Below are 23,048 nucleotides of genomic sequence, written 5' to 3'. Positions count from 1 at the left end.
TTCAATAAAAATAATTACGTAAACAGTTCTAATTTAAGGATAAATATCGATATTCCGCTGATTCCGGTGGCTTTAATTAATGTTCATGTTCTCCAGAATTAACCAGTTTAGCGTTCACAAAAAAAGCTCCTTTTACTACAATTTTTGCACTGTCAGGAATATTTCCTACCGGTGTCATCGCAGTATATCCCATATCAGATGTACCTTTTACCACTTCTATTTTTTCAAAGTTTAGGGTTTTCGGATGAGGTTTTCCTTTTTCGTCATGTTCTTCTTCCTGTTTTTTGGCGGTCTGGATAAAAACATAATATTTTCCGTCTGCTTCTACAATAGCTTCCGTAGGAACTGCGGGAGTTGTACTTTTATCAAGGCTTACAATTCCGGTGATATTCATTCCATCTATAAGGCCTGATTTATTTCCAATCACTTCGCAATGCATAGAGATGGTTTTACTTTCGTTTTCAAAAGAAGATCCTATGCTGTAAATTCTTGCATCATATTCCGTTTCCGGATTGTTGGTCAGCTTAAAGTGAACAATCTGCCCGACTCTCATTTTCGGAAGGTCTTTTTCAAACACCTGAAGATCCAGGTGAATAGATCCGTTATCAATCACTGTAGCTACCGGTGCAGAAATATCCACATAGCTTCCTATCTGCGCTGCAATACTGCTGATTGTTCCGCTGATAGGTGCTGTAATCACCAATCCGGATTTCATATTTCCATTACTTACTTTTGCCGGGCTTATTCCCATCATCTGAAGCTGTTTTAAAAGTGAGGCTCTTTTTGTTCTCAGGGTCTTCAGCTCTGCATCGGCACTTTGCAGATTTTTCTTAGCTCCTGCATCGTTATCAAAAAGTTCTCTCTGTCTTCTGTATTCCTGTTCTGCGTAGGTTATTCTGCTGTTGGTAGTCAGATAATCCTCCTGAAGCTGGATGTATTCCGGGTTGGCAATAGTGGCAATCACCTGTCCTTTTTTCACAATACTTCCTACCTGAACATTTAAGGTTTTGATGATTCCCCCATAAAGGGAAGTGATGGTCGCTTTATTACTGTTGGGTACACTCAGCAGACCATTGGCTTTTATAGTGGAGGTCAACTCCTTCATTTCTACGGTTCCCAAAGCTACTCCTACAGACTTCATCTGGTCTTCTGTGAGAGAAGCAATAGTTACCGGAGTTTCTTCATGGGCAGCTTCTTTCTGCTCTGTTTTTTCAGGGGCTTTTTCTTCTGAAGCTTCCTTTTTCCCACAGCTTATTATGAATAGAGAGATCAGGGCAAGAGTAAGGATATTATATTTGAGTTTCATAAGCAAGTATATATTTTTTCTAATACTGTACGTCATCGCTTTGATGGGCTTGTCCGAAAATTGTGTGACCAGCGATTTCATATTATTTATTAATGATTGAATTAATGGTAACTACAGATTGATTTACCTGTTGAATAGATTCCAGATATTTTAATTGGATATTGGTAGCAGTCTGTAAAGCAAAAAGATATTCCACGTAGGAAATTTCTCCAGTTTTATATCCTAATTGAGCTGCTTTAACAATTTTTTCTGCATTTGGCAGTGCCTGACTGTTGTAATATTCATATTGCTGGGTATCCTGCTGATATTGGCTGAAAGCATTTTCCAGCTGTGCAGAAAGATGTTTCTTTTGCATTATCGCATTGGTTTCAGCCACCTGTTTTTCATATTCCAGCGACTGAATCCTCGCTTTTGTAGCTCCAAAGGTTAAAGGAATTGCAACTCCTACGGTGGCAGACTGGAATCGTTTTCCGGAATTGTAAAAATTTTCCTGCCCGTTAACGGTATGAAGCCCTATCAGGGATTGATTGGTATATCCCAGGTTAAAGTCTGGCATTCCCAGGGATTTTTCAACTTTTTTATTTTTTTCCGCAATTTCCATTTCCTGGTAAAAAGCCCTTACAGAAGGGTTATTCGCGACTATGGAACTATCCAGTACATTTTCTGCTTTTAAAGGGGCATAATCTTTTTTAAAGGGCACTTCAAGATTATCCGTGGTATTCAGAAGTGTTTTTAAACTCTTGTAGGCATTATTCAGATATACTTCATTTTGCCTAAGCAGCAGATCAATCTCTCCTTTTTGGGTTTCTGCGGTATTGATTTCAATTTTTTTGATATCACCGGCTTTAAATCTCACTGTTGCAATCCGGATAAAGTCTTCATAATATCCGGCCAGACTTGTCAGCTGTGCTTTATTATACTGCAGGTATTCTATCTGATAATAATAGGTACGGACCTGTTTTATCAATTCATTGGCTGTAACCTCTTTATCAATCTGCTTACTCTTGATATTTTCACTGATCAATTCTTTCCTTGCCTTAAAAAGGGTTGGAAAAGGAATGCTTTGAGAGATTGCAAAAGACTGATCAAATTTCGGACTGTTATACTGCCCGAGCTGTGCTTCAACGCTTAGCTTGGGAAGTTCTTTAGCTGTAGCACGCAAAGCTTCAGCGGATTTTATGCTTAAATCCTTTGACTGCAAGGTTAGATTATTGTTTACCGCCATTTCTACTGCTTCTTCCGCAGAAATAGATCTGGACTGCGCTTTAAAAGTCTGCCCCAGCATCATAAATCCTAAAATGAGAACAATAGTAAATGTTCCTGTCTTATTATTTTTTCTTTTCAGAATCTTTGTGTTAAAAATGATATACAGCATTGGCAAAACGAATAAAGTAAGGAATGTTGCCGTTATCAGACCTCCGATAACTACCGTCGCCAAGGGCTTCTGAACTTCTGCCCCTGCTCCTGTGGAAATAGCCATTGGTAAAAATCCTAACGAGGCAACTGTTGCGGTCATCAGAACTGGTCTTAATCTTGTTTTCGTTCCTTCAAATACCCTTTTCAGAATATCCTCTTCTCCTTCTTTCTCCAATTGGTTGAAAGTTCCTATCAAAACAATTCCATTAAGTACCGCGACTCCAAAAAGGGCTATAAATCCGATTCCGGCACTGATGCTGAATGGCATATCTCTCACCAAAAGAGCGAACACACCTCCGATAGCACTCATAGGAATAGCCGTAAAGATCAAAGCAGCCTGCTTGAATGACCGGAAGGTAAAATACAGCAGCATAAAAATCAGAAGTAGTGACACCGGAACAGCAATCATCAACCTTTTACTAGCTTCCTGAAGGTTTTCAAACTGTCCTCCGTAAGTAAAGTAATAGCCGGATGGTAATTTTACTTTATTTAGTTTTGTCTGAATATCTTTTACAACGCTTTCCACATCACGTCCTTTTACATTGAAGCCAATCACAATTCTACGTTTACCCTGTTCACGGCTTATTTGTGCAGGCCCCAGTTTATAACCTATATTCGCCACCTGTGACAAAGGAATTTGTGCTCCCGTACCGGAAGTAATCATTAGGTTGTTAACATCTGAGATATCAGTTCTGTGAAGACTGTCCAAACGGACTACCAGATCAAAACGTCTTTCATTTTCGAAAACCTGCCCTGCCGCTTTTCCTGCAAAGGCAGTACTTACAGCATTGTTCACATCTTCAATATTTAATCCATAATTGGCAATTCTTGTTCTGTCATACTGCACATTGATCTCCGGAAGTCCGCTTACCCTTTCAATCTGAGGAGCTGTGGCTCCGTCAACAGTCTGAATAATTTTTCCAACTTTATCAGCATATACTGCCAGTGAGTCAAGGTTTTCTCCAAAGATTTTCACGGCAACATCCTGTCTGATCCCTGTCATCAGCTCATTGAAACGCATCTGAATAGGCTGGTTTTTCTCAAAGAACACCCCAGGAATTGTTTCGAGCTTTTCACTGATTTCATCTCCGAGTTCGTTATAGGATTTTTTGGTTTTCCATTCGCTTTGGGGCTTCAGCACCACAATCATATCGGTTGCTTCAGGAGGCATTGGGTCTGTAGGAACTTCTGCTGATCCTGTTTTCCCCACTACCATCTTTACCTCATCAAACTGTTTTATAATTCTTGATGCCTGCATTGAGGTCTCTATACTCTGGCTGAGTGAACTTCCCTGTGGCAAAATACAATGGAAAGCAAAGTCTCCTTCCTGCAATTGCGGAATAAATTCACCGCCCATATTTTTGAATATAAAAGCGGAAATAAGAAAGACAACCACTGTTGCAGAGACCACAATATATTTTACTTTGATTGCTTTCTGCAATAAGGGTTGATAGATCTTCTGAAGACGGTTCATCATCTTATCTGAAAAAGTTTCTCTGTGAGAGATCTTCTTGGATAAAAACAAAGCGCTCATCATTGGAATATAGGTCAGAGAGAGAATCAAAGCTCCCAGAATTGCAAATCCTACCGTTTTGGCCATCGGGGTAAACATTTTCCCCTCCACTCCAGCCAATGTAAGAATTGGAATATATACAATAAGGATAATAATCTCTCCGAAAGCAGCACTGCTCCTGATTTTGGATGCAGAAAGAAATACTTCTTCATCCATTTCAGACTGTGTCAATGCCCGGACAGATTTCCTTACCCCCAAATGATGCAGTGTGGCTTCTACAATAATTACGGCTCCATCTACTATTAACCCGAAATCTATTGCACCAAGGCTCATCAGGTTGGCACTTACCCCAAAAACATTCATCATTCCCAGCGCAAACAGCAAGGAAAGCGGAATTGCTGAGGCTACAATAAGACCTGCTCTCAGGTTTCCGAGGAAGATAACAAGAACGAAAATAACGATCAAAGCTCCTTCAATAAGATTTTTTTGAACGGTATTGATCGCCCGGTCCACTAAATCCGTCCTGTCAAGAAAAGGTTCTATTACCACATCATCAGGAAGAGATTTCTGGATGGTTGGAATCTTTGCTTTGATATTGTTAACTACTTCATTACTATTGGCCCCCTTCAGCATCATAACAACCCCACCTACAGCATCTACTTTCCCGTCATAAGTCAGCGCCCCATAGCGAACGGCACTTCCTAAACGGACATCTGCCACATCTTTTATGAAAATCGGAACGCTTCCTGTTTCATTTTTAACAGCTATATTTTTAATATCCTCCAGAGAAGTTACTAATCCGATTCCGCGGATAAAATAAGCGTTCGGCTTTTTATCAATATAAGCTCCTCCGGTATTCTGATTATTTTTTTCAAGGGCGGTAAATATTTCGGTAATACTGGTTCCCATGGCCTTCAAACGGTTGGGGTCAATAGCTACCTCATATTGTTTTAACTCTCCACCAAAACTGTTAATTTCAGCAACTCCCGGAGTTCCGTTCAACTGTCTACGCACGATCCAGTCCTGCATGGTACGAAGTTCTTTGGCATTGTATTTCTTTTCGCTTCCTTTTTTAGGGTGAAGAATATACTGATACACTTCTCCGAGACCCGTACTTACAGGAGCCAGCTCGGGAGTTCCTACCCCTTTTGGAATTTCTTCCACTGCGTTTTTCAGTTGTTCATTAATGAGCTGTCTGGCAAAGTAAACATCTACATTTTCCTTGAAAACGACTGTAATCACAGAAAGTCCAAATCTTGAAATACTTCTTGTCTCCTGAATATCGGGAACATTGGCAATACTCTGCTCTATTGGGAAGGTTACCAGCTGCTCTACTTCCTGTCCGGCTAGTGTAGGACACACAGTGATGATCTGCACCTGGTTGTTGGTGATATCCGGTACCGCATCTATAGGCAGCTTTGTAGCACTCCAGGTTCCCCAGATGACCAGTAATAAAGTCATGATACCAATAACCGCTTTATTTCTGATACTGAATTTTATGATTTTATCTAACACAATTAATATTTAATTTTTATTGAAAATGAATGCACACAGCATTACAATGCTGCTGCAAAAATATCCTGAAAACCTCTGCAATGGTATTGCAAAGTTTCAAGCACGGTTTAGAAAGCTAACTTTCTAAGAATCAATAAAAATTAAATTTTAGGAGGCTGCCAGATGGGATCGTAAATCTGGTAAGCGAAATCGTTTTTCTGGAATAGAATTTTCTTTGAGAAATAAACCGGAATCTGCTCAGGAATCTCCAACAAGGGATCCATTTTGAACGCAGAAACAGTCATCTGACAGCAGCTGCAGGAACAAAGCGGAGAGCAAATGTCTCCTTTTTCTGTGGAATGATTCTCTTGAATGTTTAACGATATCTTTTGATTTCCTGAATTCAGTGGATGGAGCGCATCTTCACAGGGCATCAGTGATAACGCCATGAAATAAATTGCCAGTATCCATCTTAACAGGTTCATTGTGACAAAGGTAGAGATTTTTTCTAAAATGGGTAACAACTCATCTTATAAGTTGAAAAACTATAGCACGACTACCCATTTATCAAAAAATTTCAAAAAATATTTTCCCATTAAACAGATGATTCATCGTAAAAAAAAATACATTTTTTATTTTTATCATCACCCTATACTACAAACAACAAAACCAACTTAAAATCAATACATTAAGTTAAAAATTAGATCAAAAAACATTACTTTTAATGCATAAACGATCTAGAATTCTTAAACAAAAACACAGATTATGAAAACACAATTATTTTCGATTGCACTATTAATGTCATCATTTACATTTGCACAAAATTGGAATATTACAGGAAATTCAGGAACCAATCCTTCCAATAATTTCATTGGGACTACAGATAACCAACCATTAGTCTTTAAAGCTAACAATAACCCATCACTTCGTATACTTCCAACAGGAGCCTTAAGGGTTGGACTCAATGATACGGATACTAATCCTTATACTACAATGAGAGTGTATAATAATGACAATCCTGTTCTTGAAATTGCCAATTCATTAGGAAGGTTTCAAATTGGGAAATCATCATGTAATGGCTGTTATGGTGGTGGTGTAGGGGATACTGTCTTAAGAAATCTTGACGTTTCTCATAATATTATTGTAGCTCAACCTAATGATGGCAATGATGGTTCTACCTATTTTGGTATTCAGGATGGCTATAACGGAACCTGGGTAAAGTTCTTCAATAATGCCATTGCCAGATTTGACGGTAAAATTAAGGCTAAAGAAGTTGAAGTCAAAGCTAATGTATGGGCTGATTATGTCTTTAAAAAAGAATATAAACTGAGGTCTTTAGAGGATGTTGAAAAACATATTATTGAAAAAGGGCATTTGCCTAACATTCCCACTACTCAGGAAGTACTTGAAAACGGAATTAACGTTGCTGAGATGAATTCCAAGCTGCTTGAGAAGATTGAGGAGTTAACTCTTTATTCCATTGAGCAGAATAAGAAATTACAGCAACAATCTCAAAAGATTGAAATATTAGAAAAGCAATCCGAGGAACTTAGAGAGTTGAAACAGCAGGTTCAGTAACTATTATCAACACAAAAATAATCACAAATGAAAACAAAATTACTATCACTATCATCTCTGATGATAGGTTTCTTCGGATTTTCCCAAACAGAAGTCTATTTCAAATACGATGAAGCAGGAAATCAAAGATACAGGGGTACTAATATCGCTGGGAAAATAGCCCAAGAGCCTGCAAAAACAGAAGCTAAAACTGTTTCTATAACACAACCAGAATCTCAAATTATAGATGAAACTTCATTTTGGAAACAAATAAGGTTATATCCAGTTCCTGTAAATGATGTGTTAACTATTGACTGGAGCGAAGAAGTAGATGGGCTAATAGAATCCGTTTCATTATATCAGCACAGTACTATTCACTGGAAATTCCACGAGCAGAATGCGCCTGATCTTAACAAGCAAGTCAAGGTTAACATGATAGGCTATGATTGGGGGGTATACGTTGTACAATTTACCCTAAAAGATGGCAGAATTTTTAGTAAAAATATCACCAAACGATAAGAATCATGAAACGTTACGATAAGAAAATACAACTATTTTCATCATTCATACTGTCTTTATTTTCAGTATTGGGATTTTCACAGACCATACTGTATCAGCCAGAAGGTGTGTCAAGAACGGTGCAAGATCCACAATCAGTGGTGTTAGCACAAGGATTCTATGCTTCTTCAAGCTCATCGAATCCCTTTGTAGCTAAGATCGGTACAGCTACTGATAATCCGGGAGGTGGACCTGTGGATTCAGGAGCGGGAGCAAGTAATCCATCAGGAACGACTGCACCACAGGGACAAAGTTTTCATGATACCAAGGGAAATATGGAAGTCAATGGAGCCGGACAATTGCAATTTACTTTACCCATTGCATTACCACCAGGGGTGAAAAGTGTAGCACCACAAGTTAATCTGGTTTATACCAGTGGCGCAGGGAATGGAATTGCTGGCTATGCCTGGAATTTATCTGGTGTTACAGCTATTTCAAGAATAGGAAAGACCATTGAAAAAGATGGAGAAGTTAAGGGAATACAACTGGATTATTCTGATTATTACAGCTTCAATGGTCAAAGATTAATTCTTAAATCCGGTGAATATGGAAAAGATGGAGCTGAATATATAACGGAGAAGTATTCCAATATTAAGATAAAATCTTTTGGTTCCATACCAGGACAAGCATGGAAAGGACCCGAATATTGGGAGGTTACTTTTGAAGACGGATCTCAGGCCTGGTATGGAGCTGGCAGCGCCACAGGCAATAATTTAGCAAGAACACCAATAGAGTATAATATTGTAAAATGGAAGGATAATAAGGGTAACTATATTACTTATAACTATACCCAAAGTAATAATACGGCTTCCATTAATACAATTCAATGGGGAGGCAATGAAGGACTTGGAAAGGCTCATTATAACCAGATCAACTTTTACTATTCTCCCAGAAATGTTCAGGAATCATCTTACGTCAGGGGAGTTCCTTTACTACAGGACAAAATTCTAAGCACTGTAGTGGTTAAGACAGGTAATGCAACGTTTAAAAACTATTCCATCAACTATTCTGTTGAAACGGTAAATAATGATTCCAATAAAAGGGTTAACTACCAGTTTGTAAAAAGTGTGATCGAAGGTAATAGTGTAGGAGATGCCGCCAATCCGGTTACCTTTACCACAAAGCCATTGACTACCAGCAGCAGTGAAAGTAATTTTGCAGATTACAACAATATTGTTACAACCGGAGATTATAACGGAGATGGATTGGTAGATTTTATCGTGATGCAGCCTGCGCAAAATGGCAGACCGGATGGATACTATATTTATTTTGATGCTATTAACAGCAGCAATCCTTCTTTTGTCTACTTAGGCTCTTCAAGTACTTTCTGGCCAAGTAGCAATTTTACTACATTTAATATAAAATCAGCGGATAACTATATTAAAACCAAGCAGGGACTTATTATCTCCAAGGCTAATTCAGAATATAACCCTCCCTCTACAGGAAACATAGAATTAAGATACTACTCCATTAAAAGCGATGCGTCCGTTTTAAATACGTATAACAACCCTTTAGTGTTGGAATATTCAAAAACAATACAGAGTTCCAGTTACATATTCAGTAGCTCGACATATCCTAATAGCGGAAGTGGTTCCAATGTCTCACGTCTTTCAAATCTGAAAGAAGTTGATATTGATTCTGATGGAATCTCTGAGCTGGTGATGGGTATACAAGATCAAAAATGTCGTTATGTAGTCATTGTTCCTGACCCGCCTAAAGGAAGATGGGATTGTAATACATTAGGATATAGGTATATGGTTGCAGACAATGATGATATACAAAACAACACCATTCATATTATACCCGATACAACCCCTAAAAATATCCTGAGCAAAGGGGGAATTATGGATTTTGACAATGATGGGAAGCAGGATATCGTTTTTGTAGACCCTACTGGTACCAATACAGATGTTACCTTTTTCACCAAAGAATATATGAATGAAAACGGTCCCTCTGTCAGCAGGACTTTTAGTACTCCATTGAACAGTGTTCATCAATATGAGCTCAAAAAACAAAATAATGCCTATATCTTAAATCTGAAAAATATCCATTCCGTAAAAGGACTTGTAGATGGACTTCAATTTGGAGATTTGAATGGTGACAGAAATATTGAAATACTTCTACCCTTACATGAAAATGCAACAAATGATATCTATACCACAGGATGGTCTATTTATTTAAATAATGGTATCTCGTTATCCGAAAGTCTTCAGGGGCTTATGTACTATAAGAAAGTATCTCAGAATCCAACAACACTTGTAAATTATTCCCAGGCCGGACTAATCGACTTGGACAATGACGGGAAAAGCGATATTGTAAACTCTACCGTAATATTTGCAGCTGCTAATAATCAGCAATCAACATGGTTTATTGATAATTATACGGAACCTTATTATAATCCGGCAAATACAGAATTTAAATGGCGTTTTACAAAAAAACAACTCTATTATTCTCAAAGAGCTAAAGTAATAGTAAGTCCTTTATTTGGAGATTTCAGAGTGAATAATAGCTCCTCTAAAGTACTGTTTTTATTAAAGGGTGTGAATAATAGTGAGAGAAAGCTCATCAGTTACCAGCATTATAATCTGAATGCTGATAAGAATATTTCAAGCATACTTCAGGCAGGTCTTCAGTATGATATCGATTATAAAGAGCTTGACCCTGCTGTTAATTCTAATATATATGCTCCGGTAAAAAAAGAGCAGTATCCCTATGTAGAAATGTACAGGCTATCCCAGATGTATGCGGTGACTCAAATCAGGATGTCCGGCAAAAAGCAGGATTTCAGATACAGAGGATATATAGCGAATTTACAAGGGAAGGGTATCATCGGATTTCGCCAAACTGCCCGCTCTTCCTGGTATGCTGATGGTTTTGAAAACACTAAAATATGGAGCGGAACAGAGGTAGATCCTTTCAACGAAGTCGTTCCGGTAAAAGAATGGTCAATCAGAACCAATAACGAAAATATGATCTTTCCTCAGGATATTTCTGAGAACAACTCCCAATTATTAAGCTTCAAATCAACACAATATCAAACCGATAAATTGTTGAACGGACAAGTAGTCACTTCGGTAGCTAATGCTGATAAACCTAAAATCGTAACTGCAATAGTACCAAAGAGTACCAAAACCAAAGACTTTTTAACGGGCAACATTACCGAAAGCAGCATTACCTATGGAGAATATTATCTTCCTGCCCAAAGTATTGTGAATATCAATAACGGCTATGGCATCACTACTTCCACCTTCGATTATACTCACAATCCCTCTGGAAACGGGGCAGACTATTATATCGGACGTCCTCAATCTAAAACAGATGTAGTGCAGGCCTATGGTGATACAAAATCTGCTAAGGAAGAATACACGTATGAAAACAACCTTCTGAAAGTCCTGAAAACCTGGAACAGGGACAATACAGGGTACTTACAGGAAACCTATATTTACGATGGCTTTGGAAATACTATTCAGAAAACTGTAAGTAATAGTGTTGATTCTGGGACTCAGACCACCAAAGCAGACTATGATCCTAAAGGAAGGTTTGTCATTAGAAAAACAGACAACTTAGGATTACAGACCGGTATTGTATACAACGATTGGGGGCAGATTCTGACCCAGGTCGATCCCTTAGGAAATATTCTCGCCAATACTTATGATAACTGGGGTAAATTATTAACTTCTAAAAGTAATATAGCAGGAACTACAACGTATCAGTACGAAAAAGATTATTTCTCTAATTTGATCATTACACAATACGATCCGGATGGGGATATTTCAAAGAAAACAACCAATACATTAGGACAGGAAATTACATCTTCAACCAAAGCTTTTGGTCAGGGGTATTTTGTTTTGAAAGCTTCCCAGTATGATATTTTAGGTAGAAAAATAAGAGAGTCTGAACCTTTTTTTGAAGGACAGGGTGTTAGCCAGTGGAATACCATTGCCTATGATGACAGTGTATTCCCTGCTAAAATAACCTCCACTTCCTTCACTGGAAAACAAGTGAAGACCAGCATTTCAGGACTAACAACAACGGCCCAAGAATCAAATCCTGCGGATTATGGAAGAATCACCACTAAAACAGCAGATGCTCTGGGAAACACTATCACCACTACTGACAAAGGTGGAACGATCACATTTTCTTACAATGCCGCAGGTGAACAGATCAAGGCTCAATATGCCGAAAATATTGTTACCACTAAATATGATTCGTGGGGAAGAAAATCAGAGTTTAATGATCCTTCCAATGGAATCTACAAATATGAATATGATGGATTTGGTCAACCCAAAAAGATTATAAGTCCTAAAGGAACGAAAGAATATACCTATAATAGTGTACAACAACTGATCACTCAAAAAGAACTTTCTACAACAGATGGCGGACAAGCAACCGATAAGACCATTTCTTATTCGTATGATGATAAAGGAAGATTGGTTGCAAAAGCCGGAACTTCCAAAGGTAAAGCCTATGGTTCCAATGTTTCTTATGACCCACAAGGAAGACTACTATCTTCTTCGGAAAATAGCAATGGTAAATATTTTATTCAAAAAGGAATTACTTATGATGATAAGGCAAGAATAATATCTTATGAAAAGCAATTGTATTCTTCTGGAACTTTGACTAAAGTGCAAATAGAAAATGTGTACAGTGCATGGAATGGAGAGCTTACCCAAGTAAAAGATAAAACTTCAGGTAAGATCCTGTGGGAACTTCAGGAAACCAATGCTAAAGGTCAGGCTTTAAAAGCAAAACTAGGAGCAGCAGATATTAATAATAAATATGATGAGAATGGTTTCTTAACTCATGTGAAGCATTTTTCTCTTATACAGAACATTCTAAGCCTTGAATATACTTTCAATGCAATTAAAAATGAACTCAATCTTAGAAAGACTTTAGGAGACTTCAATATTATCGAATCATTTAATTATGAAAATAATGATAACAGATTAGTAAGCTGGACTAATCCTAGAACAGGGCAGACTTCACAAAACACCTATGATGTTAAAGGAAGAATTATAAAAAACGATCAGGTGGGAACGATTAAGTTTGAAAATTCCGCAAAGATCTACCAGCCTACAGGTATGACATTAAATGCTACTGGAGAGCAAAATTATAACAATGATCTCATCCAAAGCATTGTTTACAATGAAAACAATGATCCTGTATTCATTGATGGAATGAAAGGTGATGTTGCTTTCCAGTATGGCTTAAACTCAATGCGTCAAAGAGTTACCTATGGAGGCAACTTCAGTACCGATGGGGAAGGTAAATTCACCAAATATTATAGTGAGGATGGGAGCTTTGAAATAGTAAAAGATAATACAACCGGAAAGGAAAAGCACATTCTTTATATTGGAGGTAATCCTTATGAAAGTAATATTGTATATTTAAAAAATTATACAGAAAGCAGCGGTTCTTACAAATTCCTGCATAAAGATTATATTGGAAGCATCTTAGCGATCAGTGATGAAGCAGGAAATAAGCTGGAGCAGAGACATTTTGATGCCTGGGGCAATTTTACCCATCTTCAGATAGGAAGCGGGGCTATTATCACCGATAAAAATATAATTGACAATACATCGTTATTATTAGAAAGAGGCTATACCAGCCATGAGCATTTTGCAGAAGTAGGCATCATCCATATGAATGGAAGGTTATATGACCCACTATTGAGAAGGTTCTTAAATGCAGATGAAAACATACAGGATCCTTACAATACCCAAAACTATAATAAGTATGGGTATGTGATGAATAATCCACTGATGTATAATGATCCCAATGGAGAGTTTGTATTTGCCATTTTTGCTGCGCTGCCTGTTTTTTGGGGAACTGTAGCTACTGCAGCAGTTATAGGGGCTGCTATTGGAGCAGTTTCTTATATAATGAGTGCGTCTTTCTCCAGTAACTGGAGTTGGGGAGGCTTCCTGAAGTCTATTACCTTTGGGGCAATAAGCGGGGCGGTGACCGCGGGAATAGGAAGTGTATTTGTAAGTTCTGCCGGAACTGCAACCCAGCTTGCAACAGAACTTGGGAAATTAGGGACGGTATTTGTACAAAGTGCTGCACATGCTTTAGCGCAGGGAACATTATCTTTAATGCAGGGTAATAATTTTGGGCAGGCTTTTATTGCAGGAGCTTTGGGTAGCTTAGGAGCCAGTGCATTCGGAGCTATTGCTAAAGGGGCTGCCAGTTCTGCCATAGGACAAATTACTTTTGGAGCTCTGGCAGGAGGTGCAGGCTCTGCCCTTTCAGGAGGAAACTTCTGGGAGGGTGCTTTGATTGGGGGTACAGTTGCTGGTTTGAATCATGCATTGCACTCAGGAGACATGCAGCCTGATCAGGAAGATCCTAAGCAAAAAACACCAGGAAATAAATATGGTACTTTAGAAGAATACCGAGCTTGGAGAGATTATCCAGGTTATCACGCAGGTGAAACCAAGATGGACAGGATTTTCAGGATGATGAACTCTTCCCATATTGAAATAATGGCGGATGAAGGAGCTGGAGGTGGTATGATGTATGGTGGGTTTGGAAGAGGAGTAAATACAGCAAAGAACATAGGAGCTGATGCAAATAGATTAAATCACATATTTGGAAAATCAGAACATGCCTTAGATGGATTAGTTTCAAAGTATGGAAGCCAAGCAAAAGCTTTTAAGGCTGTTCAGAATGCGGCAAATAAAGCATTTAGTGCAGGTAGACTTACACCTAATTCAAACGGGGTTTTACCTAAAGGAAATGCAGGAAATATCATAAATGTAGGCGGGACACCGGTTCGGTTAATTGGTGGTCGAATTCAAGATGGGAAAGTAATAATATCTTCTTTTAGTAGAAAAGGTCTTTAGGAATGAATAAATTAAATAATATAGAATTAAAAATACTGGATAAACTAAGTCTAAAATATCCCAGTATTAAACAACATATCCCTTTACTTAGGGTTTTAAATCGAGAAATAACGGGAGTAGGTATGTATGTTAATTTTTACTACGTAGATCCCTTAAATATTCCTTTTTTAGAAATATGTAATACTTCAATTAGCACTAATGAAGATCTACATCTTGATACTTTACAATATGGGCTTGCTCATGAAGTGGATATTACAGATTGTAAAATTAATTTTATTGAATTTGTAACTTATGGGGAAAACTGGGATGGGAGTTTTATAAATTATAAATGGTCTGATAATATTGATTTGTAATAATGAGAGGTGATATTAAAGCTGCAAAGTTTTATAAGGCAATGAATCCAAAAGCCTCGAATTTATCTCCAGATCAAGGTTTTGCCAGTTCAAATGGAATTAAATGGTAATATTATAAAGGAAGCACAACTAATTCAACTGGATTAACAATCAAAGGCATTACACCTAATAAACAAACAATAATTTTCACAACGATTAGTTATCAGGCTGCTACGGAGTTTGCGAGTACAACTTTAGGAGTGCTGGCGCAAGCTGGAGCTCATGCGGTAGCACAGGGAGTATTATCTTTAATGCAAGGTAATAATTTTGGACAGGCTTTTATTGCTAGAGCTTTGGGAAGTTTAGGAGCTAGTGCATTCGGAGCCATTGCTAAAGGGGTAGCCAATTCTGCCATAGGACAAATTACTTTTGGAGCTCTGGCAGGAGGTGCAGGTTCTGCTTTATCAGGAGGAAACTTCTGGCAAGGTGCTTTGATCGGAGGTACAGTCGCCGGGTTGAACCATGTTATGCATCAGATGGATACGAGTAATAAATTAGTAACAGAATTAGATTCTCAAGGTAAATATATACTGGAGAGCCAACTTGAACAAGCAGGTTATGATCCTTGGGCTAAGCCAGTAGCTACAAAAGAATATGCTCAAACCATGATGGAAAAAGTGGCAATACTTAAAAATCAAAGAGATTTAGCAGGCGGAAGAGGAAAGATTGCAGGATTCACAAATGCAGATAGCTATCATGGAGCAACAAATGTAAAAACCGGAGATATTTATTTAGCTAGAAATAGCTTATCAACAGCAAGTAATATGTCTTTGGGAACAGTTATTTTCCATGAGCTAAAACATTTAGTATTTTATTGGAATCCAGGATTCCAAAAACTTCTCAAATACTCTGGTCAAAAACGGAGTGACTATGAACATTTTTTAATACATAAAGAAATCGGTACTGTATTATTAAATAGTAGATTTACTTTTGGTACAGGAGATGCATTAAAATCATTAAATCAAAAATATGGCTGGCAATATAAATAACTCATTATTATTACTTTTTCTGTTTTTACTTTGTAATTGTTATAATCTAAAGAAAACTGATGAAAAAGAAAATATCTACATTAGGTTGAATAAGAATATTTCTTATAACCAAGATATTGTAAGTTATTATATTGTAAACAAAACAGATAATGACATACGAATTTTATGTAATCCTGATTTTTTTCAACGTGAAAAAGATAGTCTTTTTATAAATACATGGTTTAACCCTAAAATAAATATATACAACAACAAAAATATTGTAATTCCTGGTTTATTTAGGGTGAATTATAAAGGAAAAATTTTAGATAGTTTAGCTTCTATAAAAGAAGAATATAAAGAAATAGAAAGTTTGAGTAACATCAATAATATTGATCTTTCTCTTTTAAGAAGATATATTAAAACTATCAAAAGAAATGATTCTATGAAGTTTTCAACAAGAATTGATTTTGAAAATGAACCTCGTTTTTATGATTTTTCAGAAATAGAAGGTTATATTTTGAAAAAGGATAAGAAATACAATTTAAAGATATGTCTTAACGAAAATATTAATCCTCAAGTCAGAGATTATCTAAAAAAAGAGAATATTTATAACAGAAAAATTTGTAGTAATCAAGTACAATTAGTCTTTATTAAAACTAATTATTCTGATGAGTAGCAACACTTCTTGGGCTTGATAGTGCTACCCAAATTGCCAACGAAATTGGAAAGTTTGGAACTATTTTAGTACAGGGAGCTGCACACGCTATGGCACAGGGTGTATTGTCTTTAATACAAGGACAGGATTTCCTTGAAGGTGTACTGAAAGGGACTGTCATTGGTGGTGGTGTGGCCGTAGTTACAAGTTTAGTATCTTCAACATTTCAGTATTTCTTGAATAAGAGACCTGCACTTACAACTTTAGAAGATCTTAAAAACCTAGGATTTGATATTACTGCAACAGGAGAAGATTATACTAGTACATTACAAGTCAGAAGTGACTTTGATAATTTAGTAGAAGATTATGAAACATCAGCATCTAATATAAATAATGAAATGAAGTTAGCTACCAATGCTGATTTATATGCGTACAACTACAATTTCAATAGTAATGGTCATATTCAATCGAATGATATAAGAGATACAGGATATATTTTAGGCTTTAACGTCGGAAAATCACGTTCTTGGCTAAGTACTTTATTTAATAAAAAACCAGAATCTGTTACATACATTTCTCCTGTATTAGGAAGATATACTGATGGAGTGAAGAAAGCCTGTCATGGGACATGAATATATTCATGGCTTTCATAGATATATCGGTTTGGCGGCTAGATATTCCCAAGAAGCATTCCACACTTATACAGAGGCTTCAGCACATCAATTTTCTTTAGGAGTTTCAACGATTTTTGGAGATTCATGGTATCAACAAAGTGAACTTCAAATGTTTTTAAACTATGGGGGTAAATTTCCGAGTGCATTTGATTGGAAGCCTGCTTTATCTAAGATTAGTAATTTAAAACTTTTTAAATAATGGTATTAAGAAGAGTGTTAAGTCTATTATTAATAATTATATTATTAATAATTTCATATTTTTTCAATACATATTCTGCAAATTACCCATCAAAACTAAGAGCTGATTTAATAAGTTTTGATTTTGACATGAAAATATTTCTATATTGCTTGATTGCAATATTCCTATTATCCACTTTTATGGCTGCCATACCTTTTAGAAATAAAAGATATGGATATAAATTTTTTTTAGTTTTTATAAGCATGAACTTAGTTTTTATAATCATAAATTTTATAGGAAGTTCAAAGCAATATTTTGAAAAAAAAAATGAATATGAATATTTACTTGTAAAAACAAAGCAACGTGCAGAATCTGACATGAAGACAGATCTTATCAAGTGTTATTATTTCGGAGGAGATTTTATTTTTGATAATTTGTACAGGGATCACCAAAAAATAGGTAAAGAAATTGATAGTTTAACAAAAACCTATGGGGTTATATATATTAATAAAGGAGGAGCTATTGATGATATTTCAATTGAATTAAATAATAGATATGAAGAATATACGGAAAGTTTTTTAGAAAAAAGAAATGGTAAAAAATGGAAATATAAAATGAAAAAAGAAATAGAATTACTTAAAAACAAGTACAAAAAATAGCTTACAAGCGCCTTTATCAATGCCCTCTGTTAATGGGTTCTGTCACAGGAGGAATCTCCGGTGGATTAGGACAGGTTTTTAGTGCCAGCGGTTTCTGGGGATCTGTAGGAAGCAGTGCTTTCGCAGGAGCAGGAACAGGAGGTGTTACAGCTTTACTTACCGGACAAAACTTCCTTGAAGGAGTACTGAAAGGGGCTGTGATTGGAGGGGTGGTCACAGCACTAGGACAGGGTATTAACCAACTCTTTAATAGACCTAATGGAAATCAAATTGTAAGCGAAGTAAAAAGAGAAGATATTTTTAGCCCTACAGTATCAAGTCCTGAAGATACGCAAAAGTATTCTTATGGTACAATGAAAGAATTTGAAAAGGGATATGGTAGTTTAAGAAAGTATGGTGTAGAATATTATTACTTGAAAAATCCAAGTGGTTACGGTATAGCAAAAGATGGGAGTTTTTATAGATTGAGCTTTTGGAACAAAATTGGACTGGGAAGCGTACCGGAAACTTCAAATGTACTGGGAGTAACTTTAGGCAACGACATTTATATCTCAAAGGCAGCATTTGCATCCAAAGGTTTATTAACGGAAGTTGTTACACATGAAACCGGACATGTTATTTTAGGAAACTCAAATCTTTCCGTGTTAGCAAGTTCTTTTTTTGAGGGAAAAGGTAGATTTGCTAAATTCTTTGATGATTTAGGGCATATATCAATAAGAAAAATGTCTCTAAAGCTATTTGATACAAATACATGGCTACAAAAGTCAGACTGGATGCAAGTTATAAAATCTTGGGAGATTCCGGAATCAAATCCTCTATTAGATAAGTTACTTATTCCTTTGATTAAACCTTTTAAATATTAACTTATGAAAAAGTATATAGCACCATTGTTACTTTTTATTTTCACCTCTATACTTATATCGTGTGAAAAAAAAGACTTAAAAATTTATGCTTCAATAAATAAAAAAGATTCTATTTTGATTTTAAAAATTGAAAATACAACAGAAAAAGATTTTTTAATAGAAATCCCTACATTGGAAAACTTTTTTTATGAAGATGAATTCAATGAAATTGGTCCTGAATATTTTGGGCCACTTACATTACTAATTATGAAAAAAGATAGTAGTGATATTAAAAAGTATATTGCTTTAAAATGTGAAGGAATAGAAGACCACCATACCTTAAATACTAATTATCCAAAATTTATTGATAAAAAAAGTAGTAGAAAGTATTATTATAAATTAGTTGGATATAAATCTGGGCGAACAATTCTTTTAAAAGATGACAATTTTAAAACTGTTATACATAATTTAAATATTTCAGTAAATGATAAACGAAAGGAGAAGCTTATGAAACTGAAGGATCAAACATGTGGCAATTATACATATTTTACCGGAAGTATAAAATTTTACCCAGATAAAATTATTTTGCCTTAATAGAAATGGTTTTTACAAATTTTTATATAAGGATTATACAAGAAGCATCTTTAGCCATGAGCATCTTACAAAGGTAGGAATCATCCATATGAACGGTAGATTGTATGATCCTTTATTAAGGAGATTCTTAAATGCAGATGAGAACATCCAGGACCCTACAAATACGCAGAATTATAATAAATATGGCTATGTTCTGAACAATCCTTTGATGTATAATGACCCGAGTGGAGAATTTGCTATTGTTGCCTTGATAGCGGTGATGGCTAAAGCGGCCTTCGCTGCAATTGCAATAACCGCTGCTACCTATACTACCATAGCATTAATAAAAGGAAATTGGACGGTTAGCGGATTTTTTAGGTCTATTTCTTCAGCAGCGATTACCGGAATGGTAAGCGGAGCACTGTCTTTTGGGATAGGAACATTGTTTCAGGTCGCTAGTATTGCCAATTCTTTAGGAACAACAGGCGTTACGCTTGCAAGAGCGGGATTACATGCTGTAAGCATGGGTGTACTTTCTTCCGTTACAGGAGGTAGTTTTTGGAGTGGTGCTGCAAGTGGAGCATTTGCAAGTTTAAGCGGTGATTTGCTGAACGGTGTTAAAGGCGGATTTTTCGCAAGTGATACGGGCAAAATTTTAACAGGTATGACCTCTGGAGGTGTAGGTAGTGTATTAGCAGGAGGAAACTTCTGGGAGGGTGCTATGAGCGGATTTTTTGTGATGGCTTTTAATCATTTGGAACATAAAACAGATAACCCGTTCGATACAGAAAAAAATAAGAAAGCAAATTATAAGATTCCAAGAAAAAACGTAAACGCTTCAGACGGTGACGGGGTTATGGATAAAATAGGAAAGGCATTAGGTGGTTTAGGAATATCAACCAACACCAAATTAGCGATCATGCAATTAGTAAAAGGAGATCTTACCGCTTTTGGAGGCTATTTGAAAGGGTTGGCTAGGTTTGGACAAGGAATTGCTGTGTTAGGTGCAGGAGTAGCACTTTATCAATATTCTATTAATCCTACTACGGCAAATCTTCTTAATTTTGTAATAAGCACAGCTTCAATTATCTTTTCACCGGCGGCTAGTTTAGCTTTAGGGTTTTTAGATGCAACAGGAGTTAGTGGCAAGGTTTATAACTATGTGGGTAATATAATTGATAATCAAGTAGGCTATTCTGTAGGAAAAGCATTCTTTAACAACTTTCAATATACCTATAACCATATCCAGACACAACTGGCAAAACCATAATCTATGAAAACACTTACTTATTTATTTTGGAGCTTGAAAAAATATTATGAAAAAGTTTGGTTAACAAAGGGACAGTATAATTGGACGATATTAGTTTTTAGTCTCCCCTATAATATTCCTATAATGCTTTTTTCGGGAGCCTTTGTCCAGGTATTTATTAACCCCTATTTAGAAATGGAGATATTGCGAATAATAATATTTTTATTATTTACTTTATTAATTTTCTTTTTATTAGCGCAGCCTCTGAAGTTAATTTTCCCAAGGAAAAAGATAGAAAGCTTATCTTATACAAAAGAGGAGGTAAAAAGATATCGATTAAATATTTTATACTTTTTCCTGGGTGTCATACTCTTAATTGCTTTATTAGTAATCTATAAAAAGTATGTTAGCTAATCGAGAACAAAGGTAGTATGAACTATTGTATTCGGAGCTATTTATGGAAGTGTAAGCTCCCCCAAAAACAGGAAACTACATGGATTAATCTTTACCAGGATATGATGGTAAACTTCCCTGTTTCAGTTTACTTAAGAAATTTTTACTACCCGTTTTTAATCGAATAATGAAATGAAAATAATATTTATATTACTAATTATCGCACTTGGAATTTGTTCTTGTACAAATAAGAATGAGTGCAAGGCCATTACATTGGAAAAAAAATATATTGGGAATCAAGAAGATCTTATTATAGATTTAAATTATAGTACTGATAAAAAAGCAATAAATTTATCCATATTAAACGTAGGAAAAGATTCTATTGTTTTTACGCTTCCAAAATTGAACTTTGTTTTGATAGAAAATAATAATAAAATAAATAAAGATGATGATGTAATAAAGCCATATACCCCCTATGTTCATATCTCCAAATCAATTTCATATATTAAAAAGGGCTCTAATATTAAAAATATCAGCACAGATTTTACAATGCAAAGAAATGAAGAAAGTATTCCTATTAAAATAGGATTCAAAGAAAAGTTTATAAAAGAACTTTATATAGATTGTAAAAAATCTGATATAGGAGATTACATGATATATTTCTTAGCAAAAAATAATTCAAATAATGATAAACTTATTCAAATTCAATATCCACGTGAGGTTATTTTAAAGATCAAAAAATGATGTTAATATCTGTTAGCATAAAATGAGTAATTTATCTAGGTATCAGGATTTTTCCTAACGTATATTGCTCTGGTCATTTGGGGAGCAGTAGTAGGAACATTGATCAGTGCAGGGATGTATGCAAAACAGGCACTGGTCATGAATAGCTGGTAATGGAATGGTTTTGCCAATGCTCTGTTAATGGGTGCAGTCACAGGAGGTGTCTCCGGCGGGCTGGGACAGGTATTCAGCGCCAGTGGCTTCTGGGGGGCTGTAGGAAGCAGTGCTTTTGTAGGAGCAGGAACAGGTGGGGTAACAGCTTTGCTTACCGGACAGAACTTCCTTGAAGGAGTATTGAAAGGGGCTGTAATCAGTGGCGGTGTGGCTGCTGTAAGTTATACTGTTAATTATTTTATAACAAACCAATCCACAACATCATATATGGAAGCATCAGACGAGAATATTCTATCTGATGGAACGCCTGTTGGTAATAGAAGTTATGCAAGAGAGCTTTATAAATCTCAGTTTGAGCACCAAAGTGGATTGTCTTCCGGTGATATTTATAACAGAGCTAATCCGGGAGGAACTATGAATTCGGAAACAGGATTTATAGAATATTATTCTAAAAATGGTGAAAAGATAGAAGCATTAGGAGTGACAACAACAAAAAAAGATTTTATTTCAGGAAAAATAAAATCTAAAATCTACCTTTCTAATCAAGCTTTCAGTAGTAGAGAACAACTATCCTATGTTCTTCAGCATGAATTAAATCATGTTAGGTTAGATTGGTCAGCTTTTGCAGATGCTAGCGGAAAATCAATTTCATTTAAAAGTGACGAACCTGCTTTTAAATATAAAAACAGGCTTAATAATGTCGGGCATTACTATATTGAAGAAAGCGGTACCAATTTCCTTAATAATAATGGATGGCAGAATATGATTAAACATATTCCAGATAGAGTTTTTAATACTATGTGGTATCATGATTTTAATGAAGCGATTAAAAAACTTTTAATAGGTACGGATAAAAAGATAAATATAAACTTTAAATAA

The 23,048-nt window shown here is 36.0% G+C and carries 18 protein-coding genes; 14 read left to right on the top strand and 4 right to left on the bottom strand.

Translation table 11 applies throughout. The features are described 5' to 3' along the window. Positions 1-76: 76 nt before the first annotated feature. The 3 genes from LF887_RS01495 to LF887_RS01485 form a co-directional block, all read right to left on the bottom strand. Entirely contained in the window at positions 77-1,306 is a 1,230-nt protein-coding gene (locus LF887_RS01495) for an efflux RND transporter periplasmic adaptor subunit (protein WP_236857076.1), read from the bottom strand. An 82-nt stretch (positions 1,307-1,388) separates the two neighbouring features. Next, positions 1,389-5,750, bottom strand: coding sequence for a CusA/CzcA family heavy metal efflux RND transporter (locus LF887_RS01490; protein ID WP_236857075.1), 4,362 nt, complete (start codon positions 5,748-5,750; stop codon positions 1,389-1,391). A gap of 140 nt (positions 5,751-5,890) precedes the next feature. Further along, entirely contained in the window at positions 5,891-6,214 is a 324-nt protein-coding gene (locus LF887_RS01485) for a DUF6660 family protein (protein WP_236857074.1), read from the bottom strand. A 280-nt stretch (positions 6,215-6,494) separates the two neighbouring features. Between LF887_RS01485 and LF887_RS01480 the strand changes: the two genes are divergently transcribed. The 13 genes from LF887_RS01480 (at position 6,495) to LF887_RS01420 (ending at position 22,016) form a co-directional block, all read left to right on the top strand. Further along, the gene (locus tag LF887_RS01480; protein WP_236857073.1) at positions 6,495-7,307 is read left to right on the top strand and encodes a cell wall anchor protein; all 813 of its coding nucleotides are present in this window, start codon (positions 6,495-6,497) and stop codon (positions 7,305-7,307) included. Positions 7,308-7,334: 27 nt separating this feature from the next. After that, complete coding sequence (locus tag LF887_RS01475; protein ID WP_236857072.1) at positions 7,335-7,805, top strand: hypothetical protein; 471 nt, start codon at positions 7,335-7,337, stop codon at positions 7,803-7,805. 5 nt (positions 7,806-7,810) lie between these two features. Continuing rightward, positions 7,811-14,689: an RHS repeat-associated core domain-containing protein gene (locus tag LF887_RS01470; protein WP_236857071.1), complete on the top strand. Its 6,879-nt coding sequence runs from the start codon at positions 7,811-7,813 to the stop codon at positions 14,687-14,689. A 2-nt stretch (positions 14,690-14,691) separates the two neighbouring features. Continuing rightward, positions 14,692-15,042 (top strand): hypothetical protein, encoded by a 351-nt coding sequence (locus LF887_RS01465; protein ID WP_236857070.1) that lies wholly within the window; start codon positions 14,692-14,694, stop codon positions 15,040-15,042. Positions 15,043-15,281: 239 nt separating this feature from the next. Further along, positions 15,282-16,070 carry a hypothetical protein gene (locus tag LF887_RS01460; RefSeq protein WP_236857069.1) on the top strand — a complete coding sequence of 263 codons (789 nt, stop codon included), beginning with the start codon at positions 15,282-15,284 and terminating at the stop codon, positions 16,068-16,070. Continuing rightward, positions 16,051-16,725: a hypothetical protein gene (locus LF887_RS01455; protein ID WP_236857068.1), complete on the top strand. Its 675-nt coding sequence runs from the start codon at positions 16,051-16,053 to the stop codon at positions 16,723-16,725. Before LF887_RS01460 ends, LF887_RS01455 begins: the two co-directional genes overlap by 20 nt. 89 nt (positions 16,726-16,814) lie before the next feature. Further along, positions 16,815-17,336: a hypothetical protein gene (locus LF887_RS01450; protein ID WP_236857067.1), complete on the top strand. Its 522-nt coding sequence runs from the start codon at positions 16,815-16,817 to the stop codon at positions 17,334-17,336. Further along, positions 17,326-17,577 carry a hypothetical protein gene (locus LF887_RS01445; RefSeq protein WP_236857066.1) on the top strand — a complete coding sequence of 84 codons (252 nt, stop codon included), beginning with the start codon at positions 17,326-17,328 and terminating at the stop codon, positions 17,575-17,577. Before LF887_RS01450 ends, LF887_RS01445 begins: the two co-directional genes overlap by 11 nt. Beyond that, positions 17,577-18,215, top strand: a complete 639-nt coding sequence (locus LF887_RS01440) for a hypothetical protein (RefSeq protein WP_236857065.1) — start codon at positions 17,577-17,579, stop codon at positions 18,213-18,215. The genes LF887_RS01445 and LF887_RS01440 overlap by 1 nt, the downstream gene beginning before the upstream one ends. 32 nt (positions 18,216-18,247) lie before the next feature. Further along, the gene (locus LF887_RS01435; RefSeq protein WP_236857064.1) at positions 18,248-19,078 is read left to right on the top strand and encodes a hypothetical protein; all 831 of its coding nucleotides are present in this window, start codon (positions 18,248-18,250) and stop codon (positions 19,076-19,078) included. Between the two features lie 3 nt (positions 19,079-19,081). Then, entirely contained in the window at positions 19,082-19,651 is a 570-nt protein-coding gene (locus LF887_RS01430; RefSeq protein ID WP_236857063.1) for a hypothetical protein, read from the top strand. Positions 19,652-19,739: 88 nt separating this feature from the next. Next, positions 19,740-20,900: an RHS repeat-associated core domain-containing protein gene (locus tag LF887_RS01425; protein ID WP_236857062.1), complete on the top strand. Its 1,161-nt coding sequence runs from the start codon at positions 19,740-19,742 to the stop codon at positions 20,898-20,900. A 564-nt stretch (positions 20,901-21,464) separates the two neighbouring features. Then, positions 21,465-22,016 (top strand): hypothetical protein, encoded by a 552-nt coding sequence (locus tag LF887_RS01420; protein WP_236857061.1) that lies wholly within the window; start codon positions 21,465-21,467, stop codon positions 22,014-22,016. Positions 22,017-22,051: 35 nt separating this feature from the next. On the opposite strand, the gene LF887_RS01415 is transcribed toward LF887_RS01420, so the two are convergent. Beyond that, complete coding sequence (locus tag LF887_RS01415) at positions 22,052-22,210, bottom strand: hypothetical protein (protein WP_236857060.1); 159 nt, start codon at positions 22,208-22,210, stop codon at positions 22,052-22,054. On the opposite strand from LF887_RS01415, the gene LF887_RS01410 reads away from it, so the two are divergent. Next, a complete protein-coding gene (locus LF887_RS01410) occupies positions 22,197-23,048 on the top strand; it encodes a hypothetical protein (RefSeq protein WP_236857059.1) in 852 nt (283 codons plus the stop codon). The genes LF887_RS01415 and LF887_RS01410 overlap by 14 nt on opposite strands.

It is taken from the genome of Chryseobacterium sp. MEBOG06, from assembly GCF_021869765.1.
Lineage (GTDB): Bacteria > Bacteroidota > Bacteroidia > Flavobacteriales > Weeksellaceae > Chryseobacterium.
Note: the sequence above shows the minus strand (reverse complement) of the source record. Positions and strands in the feature narration are given on the sequence as shown.